This is a genomic window from Duganella sp. GW821-FHT01E12, assembly GCF_059422325.1.
This window is the reverse complement of sequence record NZ_JBWKWR010000004.1, coordinates 229,258-246,840: the sequence shown is the minus strand read 5'-3', so window position 1 is coordinate 246,840 and position 17,583 is coordinate 229,258. Positions and strand designations below refer to the sequence as shown.

The following is a 17,583-nucleotide window of genomic DNA, read 5'->3' as shown; positions in this document are numbered from 1 at the left end:
CGTCCGTTGAGATGTCCAGTCAGGGCTAGGTGGGGCGCCTTGCCGACATTTCAATATGCAAACAGCCGGGAGTGACCCGGCTGTCTCATCATACGCCGTGCGCGGCGGTCAGACGGTTTCTTCCTTCTGCAGCGATGGCGCCGAGCCGAACAGCGCGGCCACCAGCGGATCGCGCATCACCGGGCCGCGGTTGACGCGGATCGCGTAGTGCGTGTCGTCGGCCAGGATGTGGAAATGGCGGCCGCTGCCGGCCATCGCCTGTTCGCGCAGGCCGGGACGCTCCTTGCGCGGCGGCGCGCCTTCGCGCTTGGGCTGGACGATGGCGGCCAGGAAGGCGCTGACGCGCTCGGGGTCCGGCGTCAGCTGGTAGACCGCCTTGCCCAGGTAGGTGGCCGTGCCCTCGACGTAGCGCGCCAGTTCGATCACGCCCGCTTCGCGCAGGTCGCGGATGTATTTGCGGGCGCCGGACGGCGAGAACTTCAGGAACCAGGCGATTTCGTCGGCCAGCATCTCGTGCAGCTGCAATTCGCCGATCAGCTTTTGCATGTTTTCGATGCGGCGCAGCGTGGCCGAGGTCGAGCGGACGCGCTCGATAGAGGCCATCGACAGCGCAGGCTTCCGGTCCAGAGGCGCCGGGGCCGGACGCTCCACCAGCATCAGCTTGGCTGTGCTGGCGTGCATTTCCGGCGAGGCTTTCATCTCGTTCTGGACCAGATGTTGAGGTTGTCTAACTGCATGCATGGGATCACTCCTTATAACAATTGCCGAGATTAGTGGCAGCGGATGGCGTGGCGGGCGGCTGGCATCTCGCTACGGTCTCTGCATCTGACTCAAGAATGCCTTTTCGCAGCGCATTGGTCTGTGCGGCAACGAACATTAGCGAAAATACTTGGCACTTAAGCTGTGACAAGACGCATTTAACTAAGTTTCAAGAAGTGTGATGAATTTGATACAGCACAAGCATAGGTACGCTAACGCACGGAAGAGCTGCACCAAATTCCTTAATCTGCGGTCCAACAGCGACACTTCATTTGCTGTTGCAGCAACACACTCATCAACAATCGGGAGCTCATTTTGAATAAGTCTAAGAAAATCGCCCTCGCCGCCGCAGCCTTATGCGCGTCGTTTTCCGCCCTGGCCCAGGATGCGGTCGTCAATCCATCGTGGTATATCCAGCCCAGCCTGAACGCCATCAAGCCCGATTCGGACTTCGGCGTGGACAAGCGCGGCTACGGCGCCGGCCTCAAGTTCGGCAAGGCGCTCAACCAGGATTGGGACGTGCAGGCCGGCGCCACCTATGCCCGCTCGCGTGAAAACGGCCAGCGCTACCAGCAGAACACGCTGGGCGTGGACGGCTTGTACATGTTCTCGCGCAAATCGTTCCGTCCCTTCCTGCTGATCGGCGTGGGCGCCGAGCGCGACAAGGCCAATCTGAACCTCATCGGCGAACGCAGCAAGACCTCGCCCTACCTGAGCGCCGGCCTGGGCTTCCAGGCCGACATCAGCGACCAGGTCGCGTTCCAGGCCGACCTGCGCGACGTGCACGGCTTCATCCGTGGCAGCGAATTCCCGAACAGCAAGAGCAACAACTACTACGCGACGGTCGGCCTGAACATCGCCTTCAACGCCCCGCCGAAAGCCGCGCCGCCGGCGCCGCCGCCGCCACCGCCGCAAGCGGTGGAGCCGCCACCGCCGCCGCCGCCCGTGGTGCCGCCGCCTCCGCCGCCGGCGCGCTTTGAAAAGGTGACCATGTCGGCCACCGAGCTGTTCGGCTTCGACAGCGCCAAGCTGGGCCCGAACCAGCCCAAGCTGGACGACATCGCCAACGTGCTCAACGCCAACCCCGGCATCGACAACGTGGTCATCACCGGCTACGCGGACAGGCTGGGCAGCGACAAGTACAACCTCAAGCTGTCCGAACGCCGCGCCAGCGCGGTCAAGGATTACCTGGCCGGCAAGGGCGTGGGCGCCAACCGCCTGAACGCCGTGGGCAAGGGCAAGGCCAATCCCGTCGTCACTTGCAACAACAAGAAACGCGCGGACCTGATCAAGTGCCTGGAACCCAACCGCCGCGTCGAGATCGAACAGATCACCGTCGAACGGCGCGTGCAATAAACCGACAGCCCACCCCGCCCCCCGGCGGGGTTTTTTTTTATGATGAAACGGAACCTGGGCTCGGTGCTGCGCTGCACCGTCACCGAATGGCTGGCCCACCGCGCCAGCAGCAAGGGCGCGGCGCTGGCGTTCTACACGCTGTTCTCGCTGGCGCCCGTGCTGGTGCTGGCCATCGCCGGCTGGTTCTACGGCCCGCAGGCGGCGCGCGGCCAGCTGTTCAACGAGCTGCGCGGCCTGCTCGGCGCCCAGGGCGCGCAAGCGGTCCAGCTGGTGCTGGCCGGCGCCCGCAACCAGGACGAGGGCCGCATCGCCACCCTGGCCGCCGGCGCCCTGCTGCTGTTCGGCGCGACCAGCGTGTTTGCCGAGCTCAAGGCCAGCCTGGACGAGATCTGGCAAGCGCCGCCGCTGGTCCACGGCAGCGCCTGGGACGTGGTCCGCACCCGCCTGCTGTCCTTCGGCATGATCCTGGTGCTGGCCTTCCTGCTGATGGTGTCGCTGGCGGTCAGCGCCGCGCTGACGGTGCTCGACAAGCTGTGGGACGCCCACTGGCGCCAGGCCGGCCTGCTGCTGTCGGGCGTCAATTTCATCATCGGCTATCTGGTCATCGCCGCCCTGTTCGCCGTGATCTTCAAGCTGCTGCCGCGCGTACGGCTGTCCTGGCACGACGTGACGATAGGCGCGCTGGGCACGGCCGCGCTGTTCACCCTGGGGAAGTACCTGATCGGCGCCTACATCGGCAACAGCGGCGTGACGAGCAGCTTCGGCGCGGCCGGTTCGCTGATCGCGCTGCTGCTGTGGGTGTACTACTCGGCGCAGATCTTTTTCCTCGGCGCCGAGTTCGCGCGCCAGTACGCGCTGCAACTGGGCAGCTTGCGCCAGCGTCCCTAAACAGGCCGCCGCAGGTAGGCGCGCGGCGTGGCCACCGGCAGGTCGGCCACCGGCAGCGACGCGGCCAGCGCCTGCTGGTCGGCCTCGCGCACCTGGGCGTCGGGCGCCAGCACGCGGTCGATCACCTGCGGGCTGATGCCTATGCCCTGCAGGAACTGCACCGCGCTGGCGGTGCCGACGTCGCGCTGGACTTCCAGCGCATGGCGCACGATGAATTCCAGGGAATGCCAACCCGCGGTATCGGACGTTTCCGGCCGCCGGCGGCGGTCGTGTTCTGGACTCATGGCATCCTCCTCACTGTGTCTGTTATGGTCATGTTAGCCGACTGCCGACCAGAAACAAGCCCGATCGCGCAAGCTATTCGCCCAGCAGCTCCGCCACCACTTCCATGCCCTCGACGCGCTCGGCCACCACCTTGACGATGACGATCAGCGGCACGCCCAGCAGCAATCCATACACGCCCCACAACCAGCCCCAGAACAGCAGGCTGACGAACACCGCCGCCGCGTTCATGCGGGCGAAGCGGCCGGTCATCCAGGTCGCCACCACGGTGCCCACCAGCGTGGCGATCGCCAGCGAGGCTCCCATCACCAGCACGCTCATCTGCAGCGATTCGAATTGCAGGAAGGCCACCGCGCCGGTGGCCAGCGTGACCAGCAAGGGGCCGAAATACGGCATCACGTGCAGCAGCCCGGCCACGATGGCCCAGGCGCCGGCGTTCTCCAGGCCGATCCAGCGCAGCGCTATCCACATCAGCAAGGCCAGCAGGCCGTTGGTGACGAGCAGCATCAGCATGTATTTCTGGATCGAGGAATTGATGTCCTCCAGGATGTGCACGGTGATCTTCTTCTTGCTCAGCGACGGCCCGGTCAGCTTGACCAGCTTGCGCTTGAAGGTGTCGCCCGACAGCAGCAGGAAGAACACCAGGAAGATCACCATGGTCGCCTGGCTGAGCAAACCCATCACGCCCATCGAGCCGGCCCACAGCCAGTCCATCACCGGGAAGGCGCCGCTGTCCGGCGGCGGCGCGGCCTTGCGCGCGGCGCGCCGTTCCTGGGCGCCGGCGGTAGCTTGCTGCAGCTCGGTGGCCACCGCCTGGATGCGTTGCAGCGTGCTGGGCCCGCCATGCAGGCGCTCGGCCAGCAGGCGCGACAATTTATGGGTGACGGTGGGCAGCTCCTCGACGATGGCCTCGAACTCGCCCTGCACCTTGTCGATGACCACGAAGGCGCCGCCCAGTATCGCGGCGGTGACCAGCGTGGCGCCGAGCGCGCGCGGAATGCGCAGGCGCTCCAGCCAGCACACGATGGGACTGAGCATGTAGGAGAGCAGGATGCCGAGCAGCAGCGGCACCAGGAAATTGCGCGACCATTGCAGCGCGTAGACGAAGGCCACGGTCGCGATCACGCCCAGCGCCAGGCCGCGGGCGTTGACGTGCAGCGGAATGCGGGGGAGATCGCCATCGGCGGCCACTGGGTCAACGCGGGGAAGTCCGGCGGGCGGCAGGTTCATGATGGCTCACAGAGTAGCGCCGGCGCGGCGGCTGCGCGCCGGCTGCCAGGGCTTACTTGACGCGGATGTCGTTCTTCACGGCGGTCACGCCCTTGACGCCGCGCGCCACCTCGCCGGCCTTGGCGATGTCTTCAGGCTGGGCCACGAAGCCGCTCAGCTGCACCGTGCCTTTGAAAGTCTCCACGTTGATCTCGGTGGATTTCAGGCTGGGTTCGTTGAAGATGCTGGCTTTGACTTTGGTGGTGATGACGGAATCGTCGACATACTCGCCCGTACCCTCCTTGGTCGAGGTCGATGCGCAGCCGGCCGTGGCCAGCAGCGATACGGTGAACAGGGCGGTGGCGATTTTATGGGCGATTTTCATGGCATTCTCCTAGGGTGTTGAACAGTGGTTTGTCAGCCAGCAGGACTGGATGCCCGCTACCGATGCAGCTGTTTTACGCCCCTTCCCCGCCCGCCTCTGTTCGCTAACGTACACAGCGCGCACATCGCCGGACTGGGTGCGGAAGCGCACAGACCTCCACATCCGCGCTGACTATGCTGGAACCACACTTTTTCGGGAGCACAACATGAAACACTCGACCGCCATCGCCGCCACGCTGATCGCCGCCACCGCCGTCCTGAGCGGCTGCGCCGGCACCAGCCAGCCGCAGCAGACCACCTATGTCAATCCGTCGGACAGCGCGTCCTACGGCACCATCGAATCGATCCAGGTCGTGCAGGCCAAGTCCGGCACCAGCGGCGCGGGCGCCGTCACGGGCGGCCTGGTGGGCGCCCTGCTGGGCAACCAGATCGGCTCGGGCAGCGGCCGCACCGCCGCCACCGTGGCCGGCGCGGTCGGCGGCGCCGTGGTCGGCAACAAGGTGGAGGACAGCCGCAACCAGGCGCACGAGCAATACCAGATCGGCGTGCGCATGGATAACGGCGACTACCGCATCATCAACCAGGACAGCGTCTACGACCTGCGCGCGGGCAACCGCGTGCGTCTGGTCGACGGCCGCGTGTACCGCTATTAAACCTGACGTTTAACGAGGAGCCCGACATGGGGACCATCATTCTGATCATACTGGTGCTGGCGTTGATCGGCGCCTTGCCGACCTGGCCGCACAGCCGCAGCTGGGGCTATGCACCCAGCGGCATCACCGGCCTGGTGGTGGTGATCCTGCTGCTCATGCTGCTCACCGGCAGGCTGTAACGCCACAGGAGGAAATCATGGCTCACTTCAAACACATCGTCATCGGCGCCGCGTTGGCCGGCGCCGCGCTGGCCGCGCAGGCGGGCAGCAACACCACGCCGCCGCAGAACGCCCAGCTGCAGAAGGCGGAAATCGCCAAGGGCGACCCGGCGCGCTGGTACCAGGACGACACCAGCCCGGCCGCGCAACTGCGCACGCTGCGCAAGGAAATCGGCGCCGCGCTGGCCGAGGCGAATATCGCCTGCAAGAAGGGACCGCCCGCCGAACGCCGCGGCTGCCTGAAGGACGCGCAAGCGACCTACCGGCAGGACATGGCGAAAGCCGAGCAGATCCGCGAGGAAAACCACCAGCACTAAGCCCGCAGGCCGCTAGGCCGCCCGCTCCTGGTCGTGCGCCGGCTTGCGCAACGGCGGCAGCTCGTGCACGACCAGCGGCGTGTCTTCCGTCACAAAGCTCAGCCAGCCGGCCGCCGTGATGGCGCGCAGCGCGTCCTGGTAGCCCTGGTCCCAGCGCCAGTCGATCGAGCCCCTGGAGAAGTTGATGTCCTTGGCCGCCATGTTCCAGTCGCGCCCGGCGTACGCCAGTCGCACCACGTGCAGCGTGCTGTCGCCGCCCAGGCCGGCAAGATCCCGCACGCCCTGCTCCGACTGCGCCCGCTCCGGCAGCGCCCCGTACAGCTCGCGCAGCTTTTGCTTGAGCTTGTGCGTGGCCACGTAATCCTGCAGATGGCGCTTGGAGCGCGAGGCGAAGGTCACGTCCTTCTGCCGCGTCTGCACCTCGTCCAGCGTGGTCGGCTCGGGGCCGTCGGCGTTCCACAGGTCGACCATGAAGCACAGCGTGTCGACATGCTCGCTGTCGTCCAGCACGGTTTCCAGCGGCGTGTTGGAATACAGGCCGCCGTCCCAGTACAGCTCGCCGTCGATGCGCACCGGCGGAAAGCCCGGCGGCAAGGCGCCGCTGGCGCGCACATGGTCGGCGCTCAGCGTCAGCTCGCGGTTGTCGAAGCTGCGCAGGGTGCCGCAGGTGACCTTGAGCGCGTTGACCGTCAGCCGCATGCCGCCCGGCGCGTTCAGGTAGTCGAAGTCGATCAGCCGGTTCAGGGTGGCGCCCAGTTCGCTGGTGTCGTAGAAGCTGGCCTGCTCGGGCGCGACCGCCGTCCCCGTAGGAAACAGGCTCATGAAGCGCGGCTTGAAGAAGCCCGGCACGCCGCGCATGACCGTGTCCCAGGTCTGCAGCAGCACGTTGGAGCGCCGCTGCATGTCCGGCACCTGGTTCATGTCGTAGCTGTCGCGGTGGGCCACGCCGTCCCAGAACTCCCTCAGCCGCTGCAGCCGCGTCTCGTGCGGATTGCCGGCCACGATGGCGGCGTTGATCGCGCCGATCGAGGTGCCGACGATCCAGTCCGGCGCCAGGCCGTGCTCGTGCATCGCCTGGAACACGCCGGCCTGGTAGGCGCCCAGCGCGCCGCCGCCCTGCAGCACCAGCACCACGCGCAGGCGCTCGGGATTGAGTTCGTGTTTCGCTTTGCTCATCTGCTCACTCCAATGAAAAAACGCCGCGGCTGCGGCGTTTGGGGGTTCATTCCTGCTCTTCCTGCGGCGCCGGCTGGCGTCGCAGCAGCCACGCCATGCCCACGCCGGCGGCCAGGGCCACGCCCATGGCCGGCTTGACCAGGCGCTTGCGGGCGATGTAGGAACCCACCGTCAGCGCGTACGGCAGCAGCGCCTTGAAGTTGACGTTCTTCAGGCCGCCCGGCTGCAACAAGCCGCCGAGGCGGGCCTGGGCCATGCCGATGGCCTGCTCGACGGCGCCGTGCAGCATGGCGTCCGGCTGCAGCGCGTTGCCCACCAGCGCCTTGGCATGCACCACCTTGATCCGATACAACTCGCCCTCGCGGATCAGGCGCTGCTTGTCCGCCTCGATGGCGGCGCGTTCAGCTTCTTTGCTCATCTGCTCTCCCGGTTACAACAGCATGTCGCGGTCGGACTTGAGCTCGGCCATCGTGGCCGGCAGCGACAGTTTTCCGCTGCGTATCATGCCGCGCGCGTACAGGATCAGGCCGATCGCGATCAGCAGGAACACGCCGGTGATGATGGGCAGGATCTTCCAGCCCAGGCTGTCCCAGGCCAGATAGGCGATGGTCACCGTGCCGTAGGCCAGCGCGAAGCAGCCCGCCACCACCGCCAGCGCGAACACCAGCACCAGCTGCAGCAGGTGGTTGCGCACCTGCGACAGCTCCAGCGCGGCCAGCTCCAGCCGGGTCAGGACCAGGCCGATGCCGTTGCGGGCGATATTGCCCAGCGACGCGATCAGGCCCGGCGGACGGTTCATCTCGTCGGACACGATGGCTTACTTGCGGCCGATGATCACGCCGATCAGCAGGCCCACGCCGGCCGCCGCGGCGATCGAGCGCCATGGGTTTTCCTTGACGTAGACGTCGGCCTGCTTGGCCATTTCCTTGCTGGCGGCAAGCGCGCTTTGCTGGGCCTCGTGGGCCTTGGCCAGGGCGGTGTCGAGCGCGCGCATGCCGCGGCCGCGCAGTTCCTCGGCCTTTTCGCCGGTCAGCGCGGTGGCGGCGGTGAACAATGCTTGCGCATCCTTAACCAGAGTTTTCACGTCGTTATTCACGGTACTGATGTTTTGTTCCAGCATGATGGAGCTCCTGTTATGGTTGTGTGAAGTGAAAACTGTACAGCAAACTGCAAAATTTGCATTATCCCAGCAAATCGCGCATATCGTCGGCGTGTTCCTCTTCCACCGCCATGATCTTGATCAATAAATGGCGTGTGGTCGGGTCGCTGCCGCCTATCTGCTCGATCATCTGGCGGTAGGACTCGATGGCGACGCGCTCGGCGATCAGGTTGGCCCGTATCATCGATTGCACATCGTCAGATGCATCATACTCGGCATGGCTACGTGCGAGCAATGTTGCTGGATTGAAATCAGGCCGGCCGTTCAGCTGGATGATGCGCTCGGCCAGCCAGTCGGCGTGTTCCTGTTCCTGGGTGGCGTGCTCCAGGAACTCGGCCTTGATGGGCCCGTTGTCGCGGCCGGTGACCGTGTAGTAGTGCCGCTGGTAGCGCAGCACGCACACCAGCTCGGTGGCCAGCGCGTCGTTGAGCATCTTCAGGACGGCCGCGCGGTCGCCCTGGTAGCCGGCCGTGACCGGGCCGTCCTGCATGTGGCGCGCGGCCGCGCGGATGGCTTCTCTGTCGATGCCGGTGGAAGTGGATTCAGCCATGATATGCATTCCTTCACAAGTTAATGACGGGTGGCGATCGGCGCGCCGTTCTGCGACAGCACGATCTCGACGCGGCGGTTCAGCTGGCGGCTGCCGGCATCGGCGTTGCTGGCGACCGGGTAGGCCTCGCCATAGCCGCGGGTGGCGATCTTGTCGCTCTTGACGCCCAGGCCGATCAGTGCGTTGCGCACCGATTCGGCGCGCCGCTGCGACAGCTCCAGGTTGTGCGCGGCGCTGCCGGTGCTGTCGGTGAAGCCTTCGATCAGCACCGCACTCTGCGGCTCCTGCAGCAGCACGTCGGCCATCTTCTGCGCGGTGCGCATGCCTTCGGCGCTGAGCTCGGCGCGGTCGACGTTGAACAGCACGTCGCTCAGCGTGATGACGATGCCGCGCTCGGTCTGCTTGGCCTGCAGGTCGGCCAGCTGCTGTTGCAGCGCGGCGTTCCTGGCCGCCTCGTCGCGCGCGCTGTTGGCGGCGGCGTCGGCCTGGGCGCGGGCCGCGTCGGCGTCGGCCTTGGCCAGGTTGGCCTGCGACTTGGCCTGGTTGGCCTCGGTGGTGCGCTGCTCCAGGCGGATCTCGTCGCGCTGGCGGCCGGCGTTGGCCATCTCGTTCTCGGCCTGCTTCTGCTTGGCCACTTCACGCGCTGTGGCGATCTTCTGCTTGGCGATATAGGCCAGCTTGTCGATCTCGGCCAGGCTTTCCTTCTGCGCGGCGGCGGCGTTGGCGCGGTCCAGCGCGTCGGACGCGGCCTTGAACTCCAGCGGCGCGTTGGCCGCCACCGACGGCGTGCTTTGCGCGGCCATGAAGTCGCCGCGGGTTTGGTCGAGCAGGCTGGTGGTGGTCGGCGTGGTGCTGCAGGCCGCCACCATGACGGCCAGCGCGAACGCGGCCGGGATGAGGCGCGTGGTTTTCAGGCTAGGGGATTTCATGGTCGGACTCCTTTATTGTTGGCTCGTTGCGTTGGTGCGGCTCAGTTCCTCACGCAGCGCGCGTATGCTTTGCTGCAGCTCGTCCGCCGCCATGCTGGCCTTGGTCGAGCTGGCCTTGCTCTGCGCCAGCTGGGCGTCGGCCGAGGCCTGGTTGGCCAGGTCCTGCGCGCTCTTGTAGTCCTTGGCCGCCAGCGCCTGGTTGGCGCGCATCAGCTTCTCGCGCGCCGATTGCATTTCGGCCGGCGCCAGGTCGGCGGCGCCGGCGCTGGTGGCGTTGGCGACGGCGGCGCGCGAGACGGCGACGTCGGCGGTGGCCGGCGTCTTGTCGCTGGCGCAGGCGGCCAGGCCCAGCATGGCGGCAAGCGCGCACAGGCTGGCGTAACGGTGATGGATGGTCGTCATTATTCTTCTCCTTAAAAAGTCATATCGCAGGTTCACGTTATAGGCCCATGGCGCGGCAGCTTCAGTACGGTGCCGCACATTCCGCGCCCGGCACAGGCTAGTAAAATAGCCTTACTCCAATAAGAAAAAAGGCCAGCCATGCCCTCGTCCCGCCGCACCCGCATCGCCCTCGCCGTCGCCGGCGTGCTGGTCGCCGTGCCCGCCATCGCCGCGATCGTTTTGCTCAATTACGACTGGAACCGCGCCCGCCCCTGGCTCAACGACAAGGTCAGCGAGGCCATCGACCGCCCGTTCGCGATCCGCGGCGAGCTGTCGCTGACCTGGGAGCGCCAGGGCCGCGGCAACGCCGACCGCACCTGGCGCGACTACCTGCCGCTGCCGCACCTGGTCGCGCGCGACGTCCACGTCGGCAATCCGGCCGGCTGGCCGGCGCAGATGGCCAGCGTCGGCCAGTTCTCGTTCTCGATCGACCTGCTGCCGCTGCTGGAGCACCGGCTGGCCATCCCGGTGCTGCGCTTCGACACGCCGCAGGTGTGGTTGCAGCGCAAGGCGGACGGCGCCAACAACTGGACCTTCAAGCCGGCCGACAAGCCGTCGCCTTGGAAGCTGGACCTGCAGCGCGTGGTCTTCACCAAGGGCACGGTGCACTACGTCGACGCGCTGACGCGGGTGGACGCGGTGGCCGATGTCGACACCCTCAACGCCGACCCGACCTACGGCGTGGCCTGGACCGTGCGCGGCAAGTGGAACCGGCAGGACGTCAGCGGCGGCGGCAAGGCCGGCGCGGTGCTGTCGCTGCAGCAGCAGTCCACGCCCTACCCGCTGGCGGCCAACATCAACGTCGGCGGCAGCAGCATCGCCGTGGTGGGCACGCTGACCAAGCCGGCCGCGCTGGCCGCGCTGGACCTGCGCCTGAAGCTGTCCGGCCCCAGCATGGCGCGCCTGTACGGGCTGACCGGCGTGCTGCTGCCGGAAACCCCGGCCTTCGCCACCGAGGGCCACCTGAGCGGCCACCTGGGCGCCAGGGAGAGCCGCTGGGTGTACGACAAGTTCACCGGCCGCGTCGGCCATTCCGACATCGCCGGCCAGCTCGAATACCGCTACGGCCAGTCGCTGCCGCGGCCGCTGCTGACGGGCGCGGTGCAATCGAAGCTGCTGCAGTTCTCCGACCTGGGGCCGCTGATCGGCGCCGACTCCAACGCCAGCAAGCAGGCGCGCGGCGTGGCGCCGGTGCAGCCGGGCGACCGCGTGCTGCCGGTGGAACCGTTCAAGACCGAGCGCTGGACCGCGCTGGACGCCGACGTCGGCTTCAAGGCGCTGCGCATCACGCGCGACAAGGACCTGCCGATCGCCAACCTCGACACGCGGATCAATATGCGGGACGGCGTGCTGGCGCTGACGCCGCTGGACTTCGACGTGGCCGGCGGCCGCTTCACGTCCAAGGTCAAGCTGGACGGCAGCGGCAAGCTCAATCGCGACGCCATCCGCGCCGAGCTGAGCGCCGCCGCCCGCCATCTCAAGCTGCGCCAGCTGTTCCCGCGCATCGAGGAGATGCAGGCCACGGTGGGCGAGGTCAACGCCGACATCTCGCTGTCGGCCACCGGCAACTCGGTGGCCGGCCTGCTGGCCACCTCGAACGGCGAGCTCAAGGGCGTGATCAACGAGGGCAGCGTCAGCAAGCTGCTGCTGGAGGAGATGGGCCTGAACATCGGCAACGTGGTGTTGACCAAGCTGATCGGCGACAAGCAGGTCAAGCTCAATTGCATGGTGACGGACTTCGGCGTCAGCAACGGCTTGATGCGTTCGCGCCTGTTCGTGGTCGACACCTCGGACGCCAGGATCGACGTCGCCGGCACCGTCAACCTCGGCAACGAGAAGATGGACCTGACGCTGCGCCCCGACGCCAAGGGCGTGCGAGTGATCTCGCTGCGGGCGCCGATCTACGTGCGCGGCACCTTCAAGGAGCCGGCCGTCAGCGTCGACAAGGGCGTGCTGGCGCTGCGCGCGGGCGGCGCGCTGGCGCTGGCGGTGGTGGCGCCGGTGGCGGCCATCCTGCCGCTGATCAACGCCGGCCCCGGCGAGACCACCGGCTGCGCCACCCTGCTGGCGCAGCAAGGCGGCAAGCCGGTCGCGCCGCCGCCGGGCAAGACGGCGCCCAGGCGCTAGGCGCGTTCTATGTGCGCTGCCGAACGGAATGATTCCGGATTCTTGCGTACGCTTGCGTTATTGGTGTAGGCGCCCCTGCCGCGCCTCAATTCGCAAGGAGAAGATCATGAACAATATTAAACACTACATCTCGACCGCCGCCGTGCTGGCGGCCACGCTGGGCCTGAGCGCTTGCGCCGGCATGTCCAACCAGGACCGCAACACCGCCATCGGCGCCGGCGTCGGCGCGGTGGCCGGCTCGGTGCTGACCGGCGGCAGCGCGGTCGGCACCGTGGGCGGCGCCGCGGTCGGCGGCGTGATCGGCAACCAGGTCAACAAGCCGCCGCGCTAATCGGCCGCCCCCGTCTGGAAGCATGCGAACCCGCGTGGGTCCGCATAGCTTCCTCAAGCGCGCGCGGCGTCGTAGCGCGCGGCGACGTTATCCCAGTTGATGATGTTAAACAGGCTGTTCAGATACTCGGCCCGCCGGTTCTGGTACTTCAAATAGTATGCATGCTCGAAAACGTCGAGCAGCAACAATGGTTGGACGCCCCAGGCGGTCAGCTTCTGATGGTTCTCACATTGCATCACCATCAGCTTTCGGGTCACGGGGTGGTAGCCAAGCAAGCCCCAGCCCGAGGCCTCGACCGCCGTGCTGGCCGCGATCAGATGCGCCTTGAATTTTTCATAGGAACCGAATTCGGCCGCGATAGCGACGGCCAGTTCGCCTTTGGGCATGCCGCCTTTCCCCGACAAATTACTCCAATAAATGGTATGCAGGATATGACTGGAGAGCTGAAACGCCAGCTCTTTCTGGTAGTGCTTGACCAGCGCGAAGTCGCCGCTGTCGCGTGCCTTGGCCAGCGCCTCTTCCGCCTTGTTGGCGGCGGCCGCCGCCGGCTTGTGATGAAAATTGTAGTGTAGCTCGACGGTCCTGGCGTCTATCACCGGTTCCAAGCCATCGTAGGAAAATGGCAGCGGTCCAGCCGCATACTTGCCACTGGCGTCGGTCAACTGGTCCAGGTCGCGGCTCTTTTCTTTGGCGGCCGCTTCGGGCAAGCGGGCGGCAACGATTCCGGCGCCCGCGGCGGCCGATGTCCGTATGAATTGACGGCGTGATGGGGGCATGACGGACTCCTTGGTGTCAGATGTGGGACTGGCTGGCTTGGCTGCTTCGGTCATTGCCGCCGCGTTGCCAGCAACGCCCCGTCGAGCAGGTTGTAGGTCAGCTCGGTGACTTTTCCGCCGTGGGCCACCAGCACCAGCGCGACCGGCTTGCGCTGCTTGACGGCCGGCGTAATCGAATAGACTATCCCCGCCTGCGCCTTTTCCGCCTTGGCGATCAAGTCCGGCAGGGTGACGCGGGTGAGCGACAGCAGGGTCAACTGCTCCGACGAGCGCGCGATATGCGGCGCATCCTTGAACACCTCGACTTCGGGCTTCCACTGGCTTTGCTCGGGGCTGCCGGAAAATTCCTGCAGCACGTTTTGCTCCGGCGCGGCAGCCAGTCCCTTGCCCGCCGAGTACACCGACAGCGACAACTTGCCGGCATCGTCGAACTCGAACTTGGCCGACAGCGCGACGCCGGCATCCTGGTTCACCTGACGTATGCCATCCAGCAGCGACTGCTTGCCCTTGGCCAGCGCGGCCAGCAGATCCCCCTGCGGTTCGGCGTGCACCACACCCATGCTCATGGCGAGCAACGCGACCAATCCCAGCTTCCGATAAGACAGACGTGACATGGTAGTTCTCCTCAAGTTGAGTACAACATCAATGATGCAGCAGCGGATACAACACCAGGCCCGCCAGCGCCGCCGCGGCGACCACCACCGGTTCCTGCAATTTCTTGAACTTCCATAACAGCACGGCAGCCGCCACGGCGATCGACAAGGTCGGGACATCCACGATGGAACGGCGGGCAATCACAATCACCGAACCGGTGATGGCGCCCACCGCTGCCGCCGTGATGCCGTCGACAAAAGCCATCACCCCGGGCAGCTTGCCGTATTTTTTGAAATAGGGCGCCGGCAGCACCGTGAACAGGTAGCACGGTACGAACGTCGCCAGCGCCGCCACGCAGGCGCCGGGCAGGCCGGCGATCAGGTAGCCGATGAAGCCCACCGTGATCACCACCGGACCCGGCGTGATCATCGCCACCGCGACCGCGTCGACGAACTGCTTGTCGTTGAGCCAGTGGTGTTCGGTGACGACGCCGCCATACAGGAACGGCACAATGGCCAGCCCGGAACCGAAGACGAACGCTCCGGCCTTGGCGAAGAACAGGCCCAGCTGCGCCAGCAAGGACAGGTCGATGCCGGCCGCCACGGCCGGCATCGCCGGCGCTTGCGCCAGGACGGCGGCCGGCATGCCCCCCTTCAGCCACCGGGGCGGCGCGCGCAGCAGCCAGACCAGCACGCCGGAGGCGATGAACAGCCACGCCATTTCCGACTCGGTCGCCACCGTCACGCCGGCCAGCAGCAGATAGATGCACCACAACAGCCTGTCCTTGCCCACGCTCTTGACGGTCAGCTTTCTGGCACTGATGGCGATGATGGCGATCACCGCCGCGCCGACGCCGTAGAACACCGCCTGCATCCATGACAGGCCGCCGAAACGCACATAGGCCCACCCCAGCCCCACCACCATCAAGAACGAGGGCAGCACGAACGCCACGCCCGCCAGCGTGGCGCCCAGGATGCGATAGTGGACATACCCCATGTAGATGCCCAGCTGCGCGGCCAATGGCCCGGGCGCCATCTGCGCCAGCGCCAGGCCCTCCTTGTAATCGCTGTCGCTGATCCAGCCGCGCGCTTCGACAAGGTCGCGGTGCATATAGCCGACCAGGGCGACCGGGCCGCCAAAGCCGAGACTGCCCAGCCGCAGCATGTAGCAGACCATTTGCCACAGCGTGTAGCCGGGCTGGCTTGGGTTCGATTCCTCGCTGGACACGATGTTCTCCTTAAGGGGTCGCCGGGGCGTTGGCGAAGTGGGCGTATAGGGCGTCGAGCACCGCGCTCATGGCCGCCAGCAGCGCATCGTCGTCCGCCGCGTGCTGGCGGGCGCCTGCCAGCATGGCCTCGAAGCCGGCCGCTTCCGGCACGAAGCCGCCGCCGACATCGAGCGCATGCACCATCGCGCCCAAGCGCTTCAGGCCGCGGTTCCGCTCCAGCGCGAAACTGGCCAGCAACACCTCGAACGTGACGCGGTCGCCGACGTGGGTGAAGGTGGCGTGGTCGAAGTCAAAGCCCAGCGCCTGCGGCGGGCAATCGGCCGGCGCGTCCAGCCACAGGAAGTGCGCCTGCGGGTCGATGAAGCGGCGTATCAGCCACGCGCTGGCGACGCGGTCCACCCACAGCCGTTGACGCGTGGCCCAGGTCCGCCCCTGATAGCGGGCGGGGTCGCGTGCTTCGATCTCGGCCGAGACGGCGTGCGGCTCGCCGGGCGACAGCAGCAATTCGGCGGTGCCGAGGAAATCCATCCAGGCCGCTTCGGCAGCGGCGCTGGCAGCGGCGGGGAAATAATCGACCGCGCAAGCGGCTTCATATTCTCGACGCATTTTGCGCAGCGAGCGGTTGATTTCCTGGGAAGTCTGGTCGGCCAGCATGCGGTGCGCGGCAGCCAGGGATAGCACGAACTCCCCCCAGGCGGCGCTACGGTCAAAGAGGGCGCGAAACGCTTCCTCCTCGCTGGCGGACTGGGCCTGCACGGTCAATAGCCAGGCGCTGCCGCCCTCGCGGAGGGTCTCGGCCGCCAGTTCGGACAATTGATGCTGCTCCGCCTCGCGGTCAGGCAACAGATACGCGCCGTCGCGTAAGGCGCCGCAGCCCAGGCTTTTCAGCGCACGCCAGATCCGCATGCGCGCTGTGGCGCTGTCCGAGGGCAGGCTGACGATCAGCAACAACCAAGTTGTGTTAATGGCATTCATTGCGGAAGCTTAGCATAAGTAGAGATCAATACAAGATTTGTTATGATGATTACTTAAATTATTCAATGGCCGCGAAATCAGGCCAGCCACGATAAAATATGGCCAACTCCCCCAACCCATCCAAGGCAATGATGAACCTCCCCTCCAACCCGGTTTCCGCCGCGTGGCGCCATGCATAAGGGCGTGGTCTACGCGCTGCTGGCCGCGGTCCTGTTCGGCGCCAGCACGCCTTTTGCCAAGGCTATGGTCGATCAGGTTGAACCGGTCATGCTGGCGGGCGTCCTGTACCTCGGCAGCGGCTTGGGTTTATCGGTCTTTTACCTGCTGCGTACCATGCTTCAACGTAGCCGGCAGGAACAAGCCGCCGGCCTGACCAGAACCGACTTGCCATGGCTGGGCGGGGCGATCGCCGCCGGCGGCGTCGCCGGCCCGGTTTTGCTGATGTTGGGCTTGAGCATGACGCCGGCATCCTCGGCGTCGCTGTTGCTCAACATGGAAGGCGTGCTGACTTCCCTGCTGGCCTGGTTCGTGTTCAAGGAAAACTTTGACCGCCGCATCTTCATCGGCATGCTGCTGATCGTGCTGGCGGGGGTGCTGCTGTCATGGGAACAGATCCCGGCGCTAGGCGTGCCCTGGGGCGCGCTGGCGATCGTCGGCGCCTGCCTGTGCTGGGGCATCGACAACAACTTGACGCGCAAGGTGTCCGCCAGCGATGCGGTGCAGATCGCCTGCCTCAAAGGCCTGGTGGCCGGCGCCGTCAACGTGGCCCTCGCGCTGGCGCTCGGCTACCACCTTCCGCCGCTGTCGACCGCGCTGATGGCGGGCGCGGCCGGCCTCGGCGGGTATGGCCTGAGCCTGGTGATGTTTGTCCTGGCGCTGCGCCATCTCGGCACGGCGCGGACGGGCGCCTATTTCTCGGCCGCGCCCTTTGTCGGCGCCGCGATTGCTTTGGCGATGCCCGGCGACCAGCCCGGCCCCTTGTTCTGGATCGCCACGGCGCTGATGGGCGCGGGCATCTGGCTGCATCTGACCGAAACCCATGAACACGAGCACGCGCACGAGGCGCTGGCCCATCGCCACAGCCACCGGCATGACGCCCACCACCAGCACGCGCATGACTTCGAATGGGATGGCACCGAGCCGCACGTCCACGCCCACCAACACCAGCCGCTGCGCCATGCGCATCGACACTATCCCGATATCCACCATCGCCACACGCACTAAGGCGCGC

23 protein-coding genes are annotated in these 17,583 nt (G+C 66.4%); 8 read left to right on the top strand and 15 right to left on the bottom strand.

Annotated features, from left to right (window positions below; genetic code table 11):
* Positions 1–108: 108 nt before the first annotated feature.
* Positions 109–741, bottom strand: coding sequence for a winged helix-turn-helix domain-containing protein (locus AC07WS_RS14365; protein WP_494729735.1), 633 nt, complete (start codon positions 739–741; stop codon positions 109–111).
* Positions 742–1,074: 333 nt separating this feature from the next.
* Between AC07WS_RS14365 and AC07WS_RS14360 the strand changes: the two genes are divergently transcribed.
* Both AC07WS_RS14360 and AC07WS_RS14355 read left to right on the top strand, forming a co-directional pair.
* Positions 1,075–2,115, top strand: a complete 1,041-nt coding sequence (locus AC07WS_RS14360; protein ID WP_494729734.1) for an OmpA family protein — start codon at positions 1,075–1,077, stop codon at positions 2,113–2,115.
* 42 nt (positions 2,116–2,157) lie between these two features.
* On the top strand, positions 2,158–3,003 hold the full coding sequence (locus AC07WS_RS14355; RefSeq protein WP_494730012.1) for a YihY/virulence factor BrkB family protein: 846 nt from the start codon (positions 2,158–2,160) through the stop codon (positions 3,001–3,003).
* Here AC07WS_RS14355 and AC07WS_RS14350 read toward each other — a convergent pair.
* From AC07WS_RS14350 to AC07WS_RS14340, 3 genes are all read right to left on the bottom strand, one after another.
* On the bottom strand, positions 3,000–3,287 hold the full coding sequence (locus tag AC07WS_RS14350; RefSeq protein ID WP_494729733.1) for a hypothetical protein: 288 nt from the start codon (positions 3,285–3,287) through the stop codon (positions 3,000–3,002). The genes AC07WS_RS14355 and AC07WS_RS14350 overlap by 4 nt on opposite strands.
* A gap of 73 nt (positions 3,288–3,360) precedes the next feature.
* On the bottom strand, positions 3,361–4,515 hold the full coding sequence (locus AC07WS_RS14345) for an AI-2E family transporter (RefSeq protein ID WP_494729732.1): 1,155 nt from the start codon (positions 4,513–4,515) through the stop codon (positions 3,361–3,363).
* Positions 4,516–4,567: 52 nt separating this feature from the next.
* A complete protein-coding gene (locus AC07WS_RS14340; protein ID WP_117009652.1) occupies positions 4,568–4,879 on the bottom strand; it encodes a BON domain-containing protein in 312 nt (103 codons plus the stop codon).
* A gap of 205 nt (positions 4,880–5,084) precedes the next feature.
* On the opposite strand from AC07WS_RS14340, the gene AC07WS_RS14335 reads away from it, so the two are divergent.
* Genes AC07WS_RS14335 through AC07WS_RS14325 form a run of 3 tightly spaced genes read left to right on the top strand, consistent with a single transcriptional unit; the run spans position 5,085 to position 6,066 of the window.
* Positions 5,085–5,531, top strand: a complete 447-nt coding sequence (locus AC07WS_RS14335; protein ID WP_494729731.1) for an outer membrane lipoprotein — start codon at positions 5,085–5,087, stop codon at positions 5,529–5,531.
* 26 nt (positions 5,532–5,557) lie between these two features.
* Positions 5,558–5,710: a DUF3309 family protein gene (locus AC07WS_RS14330; protein WP_116989538.1), complete on the top strand. Its 153-nt coding sequence runs from the start codon at positions 5,558–5,560 to the stop codon at positions 5,708–5,710.
* 17 nt (positions 5,711–5,727) lie between these two features.
* Positions 5,728–6,066, top strand: coding sequence for a hypothetical protein (locus tag AC07WS_RS14325; RefSeq protein WP_494729730.1), 339 nt, complete (start codon positions 5,728–5,730; stop codon positions 6,064–6,066).
* 12 nt (positions 6,067–6,078) lie between these two features.
* Here the strand turns inward: AC07WS_RS14325 and AC07WS_RS14320 are convergent, their stop codons facing one another.
* The 7 genes from AC07WS_RS14320 to AC07WS_RS14290 form a co-directional block, all read right to left on the bottom strand.
* Positions 6,079–7,242, bottom strand: a complete 1,164-nt coding sequence (locus AC07WS_RS14320) for a patatin-like phospholipase family protein (RefSeq protein ID WP_494729729.1) — start codon at positions 7,240–7,242, stop codon at positions 6,079–6,081.
* A 46-nt stretch (positions 7,243–7,288) separates the two neighbouring features.
* On the bottom strand, positions 7,289–7,660 hold the full coding sequence (locus AC07WS_RS14315; protein ID WP_494729728.1) for a hypothetical protein: 372 nt from the start codon (positions 7,658–7,660) through the stop codon (positions 7,289–7,291).
* A 12-nt stretch (positions 7,661–7,672) separates the two neighbouring features.
* A complete protein-coding gene (locus AC07WS_RS14310) occupies positions 7,673–8,041 on the bottom strand; it encodes a phage holin family protein (protein ID WP_494730011.1) in 369 nt (122 codons plus the stop codon).
* Positions 8,042–8,059: 18 nt separating this feature from the next.
* Positions 8,060–8,362 (bottom strand): ElaB/YgaM/YqjD family protein, encoded by a 303-nt coding sequence (locus AC07WS_RS14305; RefSeq protein ID WP_161098957.1) that lies wholly within the window; start codon positions 8,360–8,362, stop codon positions 8,060–8,062.
* A gap of 61 nt (positions 8,363–8,423) precedes the next feature.
* On the bottom strand, positions 8,424–8,951 hold the full coding sequence (locus AC07WS_RS14300) for a ferritin-like domain-containing protein (RefSeq protein WP_494729727.1): 528 nt from the start codon (positions 8,949–8,951) through the stop codon (positions 8,424–8,426).
* A gap of 20 nt (positions 8,952–8,971) precedes the next feature.
* Positions 8,972–9,880, bottom strand: a complete 909-nt coding sequence (locus tag AC07WS_RS14295; RefSeq protein WP_494729726.1) for an OmpA family protein — start codon at positions 9,878–9,880, stop codon at positions 8,972–8,974.
* A gap of 12 nt (positions 9,881–9,892) precedes the next feature.
* Positions 9,893–10,282, bottom strand: coding sequence for a DUF4398 domain-containing protein (locus AC07WS_RS14290; RefSeq protein ID WP_494729725.1), 390 nt, complete (start codon positions 10,280–10,282; stop codon positions 9,893–9,895).
* Between the two features lie 138 nt (positions 10,283–10,420).
* On the opposite strand from AC07WS_RS14290, the gene AC07WS_RS14285 reads away from it, so the two are divergent.
* The gene (locus AC07WS_RS14285) at positions 10,421–12,448 is read left to right on the top strand and encodes an AsmA family protein (RefSeq protein ID WP_494729724.1); all 2,028 of its coding nucleotides are present in this window, start codon (positions 10,421–10,423) and stop codon (positions 12,446–12,448) included.
* Between the two features lie 106 nt (positions 12,449–12,554).
* Entirely contained in the window at positions 12,555–12,779 is a 225-nt protein-coding gene (locus AC07WS_RS14280; protein WP_494729723.1) for a YMGG-like glycine zipper-containing protein, read from the top strand.
* 53 nt (positions 12,780–12,832) lie between these two features.
* Here the strand turns inward: AC07WS_RS14280 and AC07WS_RS14275 are convergent, their stop codons facing one another.
* From AC07WS_RS14275 to AC07WS_RS14260, 4 genes are all read right to left on the bottom strand, one after another.
* On the bottom strand, positions 12,833–13,609 hold the full coding sequence (locus AC07WS_RS14275; RefSeq protein WP_494729722.1) for a superoxide dismutase: 777 nt from the start codon (positions 13,607–13,609) through the stop codon (positions 12,833–12,835).
* Positions 13,606–14,169 carry a hypothetical protein gene (locus AC07WS_RS14270; protein ID WP_494729721.1) on the bottom strand — a complete coding sequence of 188 codons (564 nt, stop codon included), beginning with the start codon at positions 14,167–14,169 and terminating at the stop codon, positions 13,606–13,608. Before AC07WS_RS14270 ends, AC07WS_RS14275 begins: the two co-directional genes overlap by 4 nt.
* Before the next feature lie 28 nt (positions 14,170–14,197).
* Complete coding sequence (locus AC07WS_RS14265; protein WP_494730010.1) at positions 14,198–15,325, bottom strand: chromate transporter; 1,128 nt, start codon at positions 15,323–15,325, stop codon at positions 14,198–14,200.
* 61 nt (positions 15,326–15,386) lie between these two features.
* Positions 15,387–16,352: a chromate resistance protein ChrB domain-containing protein gene (locus AC07WS_RS14260; protein ID WP_494729720.1), complete on the bottom strand. Its 966-nt coding sequence runs from the start codon at positions 16,350–16,352 to the stop codon at positions 15,387–15,389.
* A 171-nt stretch (positions 16,353–16,523) separates the two neighbouring features.
* Between AC07WS_RS14260 and AC07WS_RS14255 the strand changes: the two genes are divergently transcribed.
* Positions 16,524–17,576 carry a DMT family transporter gene (locus tag AC07WS_RS14255; protein WP_494729719.1) on the top strand — a complete coding sequence of 351 codons (1,053 nt, stop codon included), beginning with the start codon at positions 16,524–16,526 and terminating at the stop codon, positions 17,574–17,576.
* The last annotated feature ends 7 nt before the right edge of the window (positions 17,577–17,583 follow it).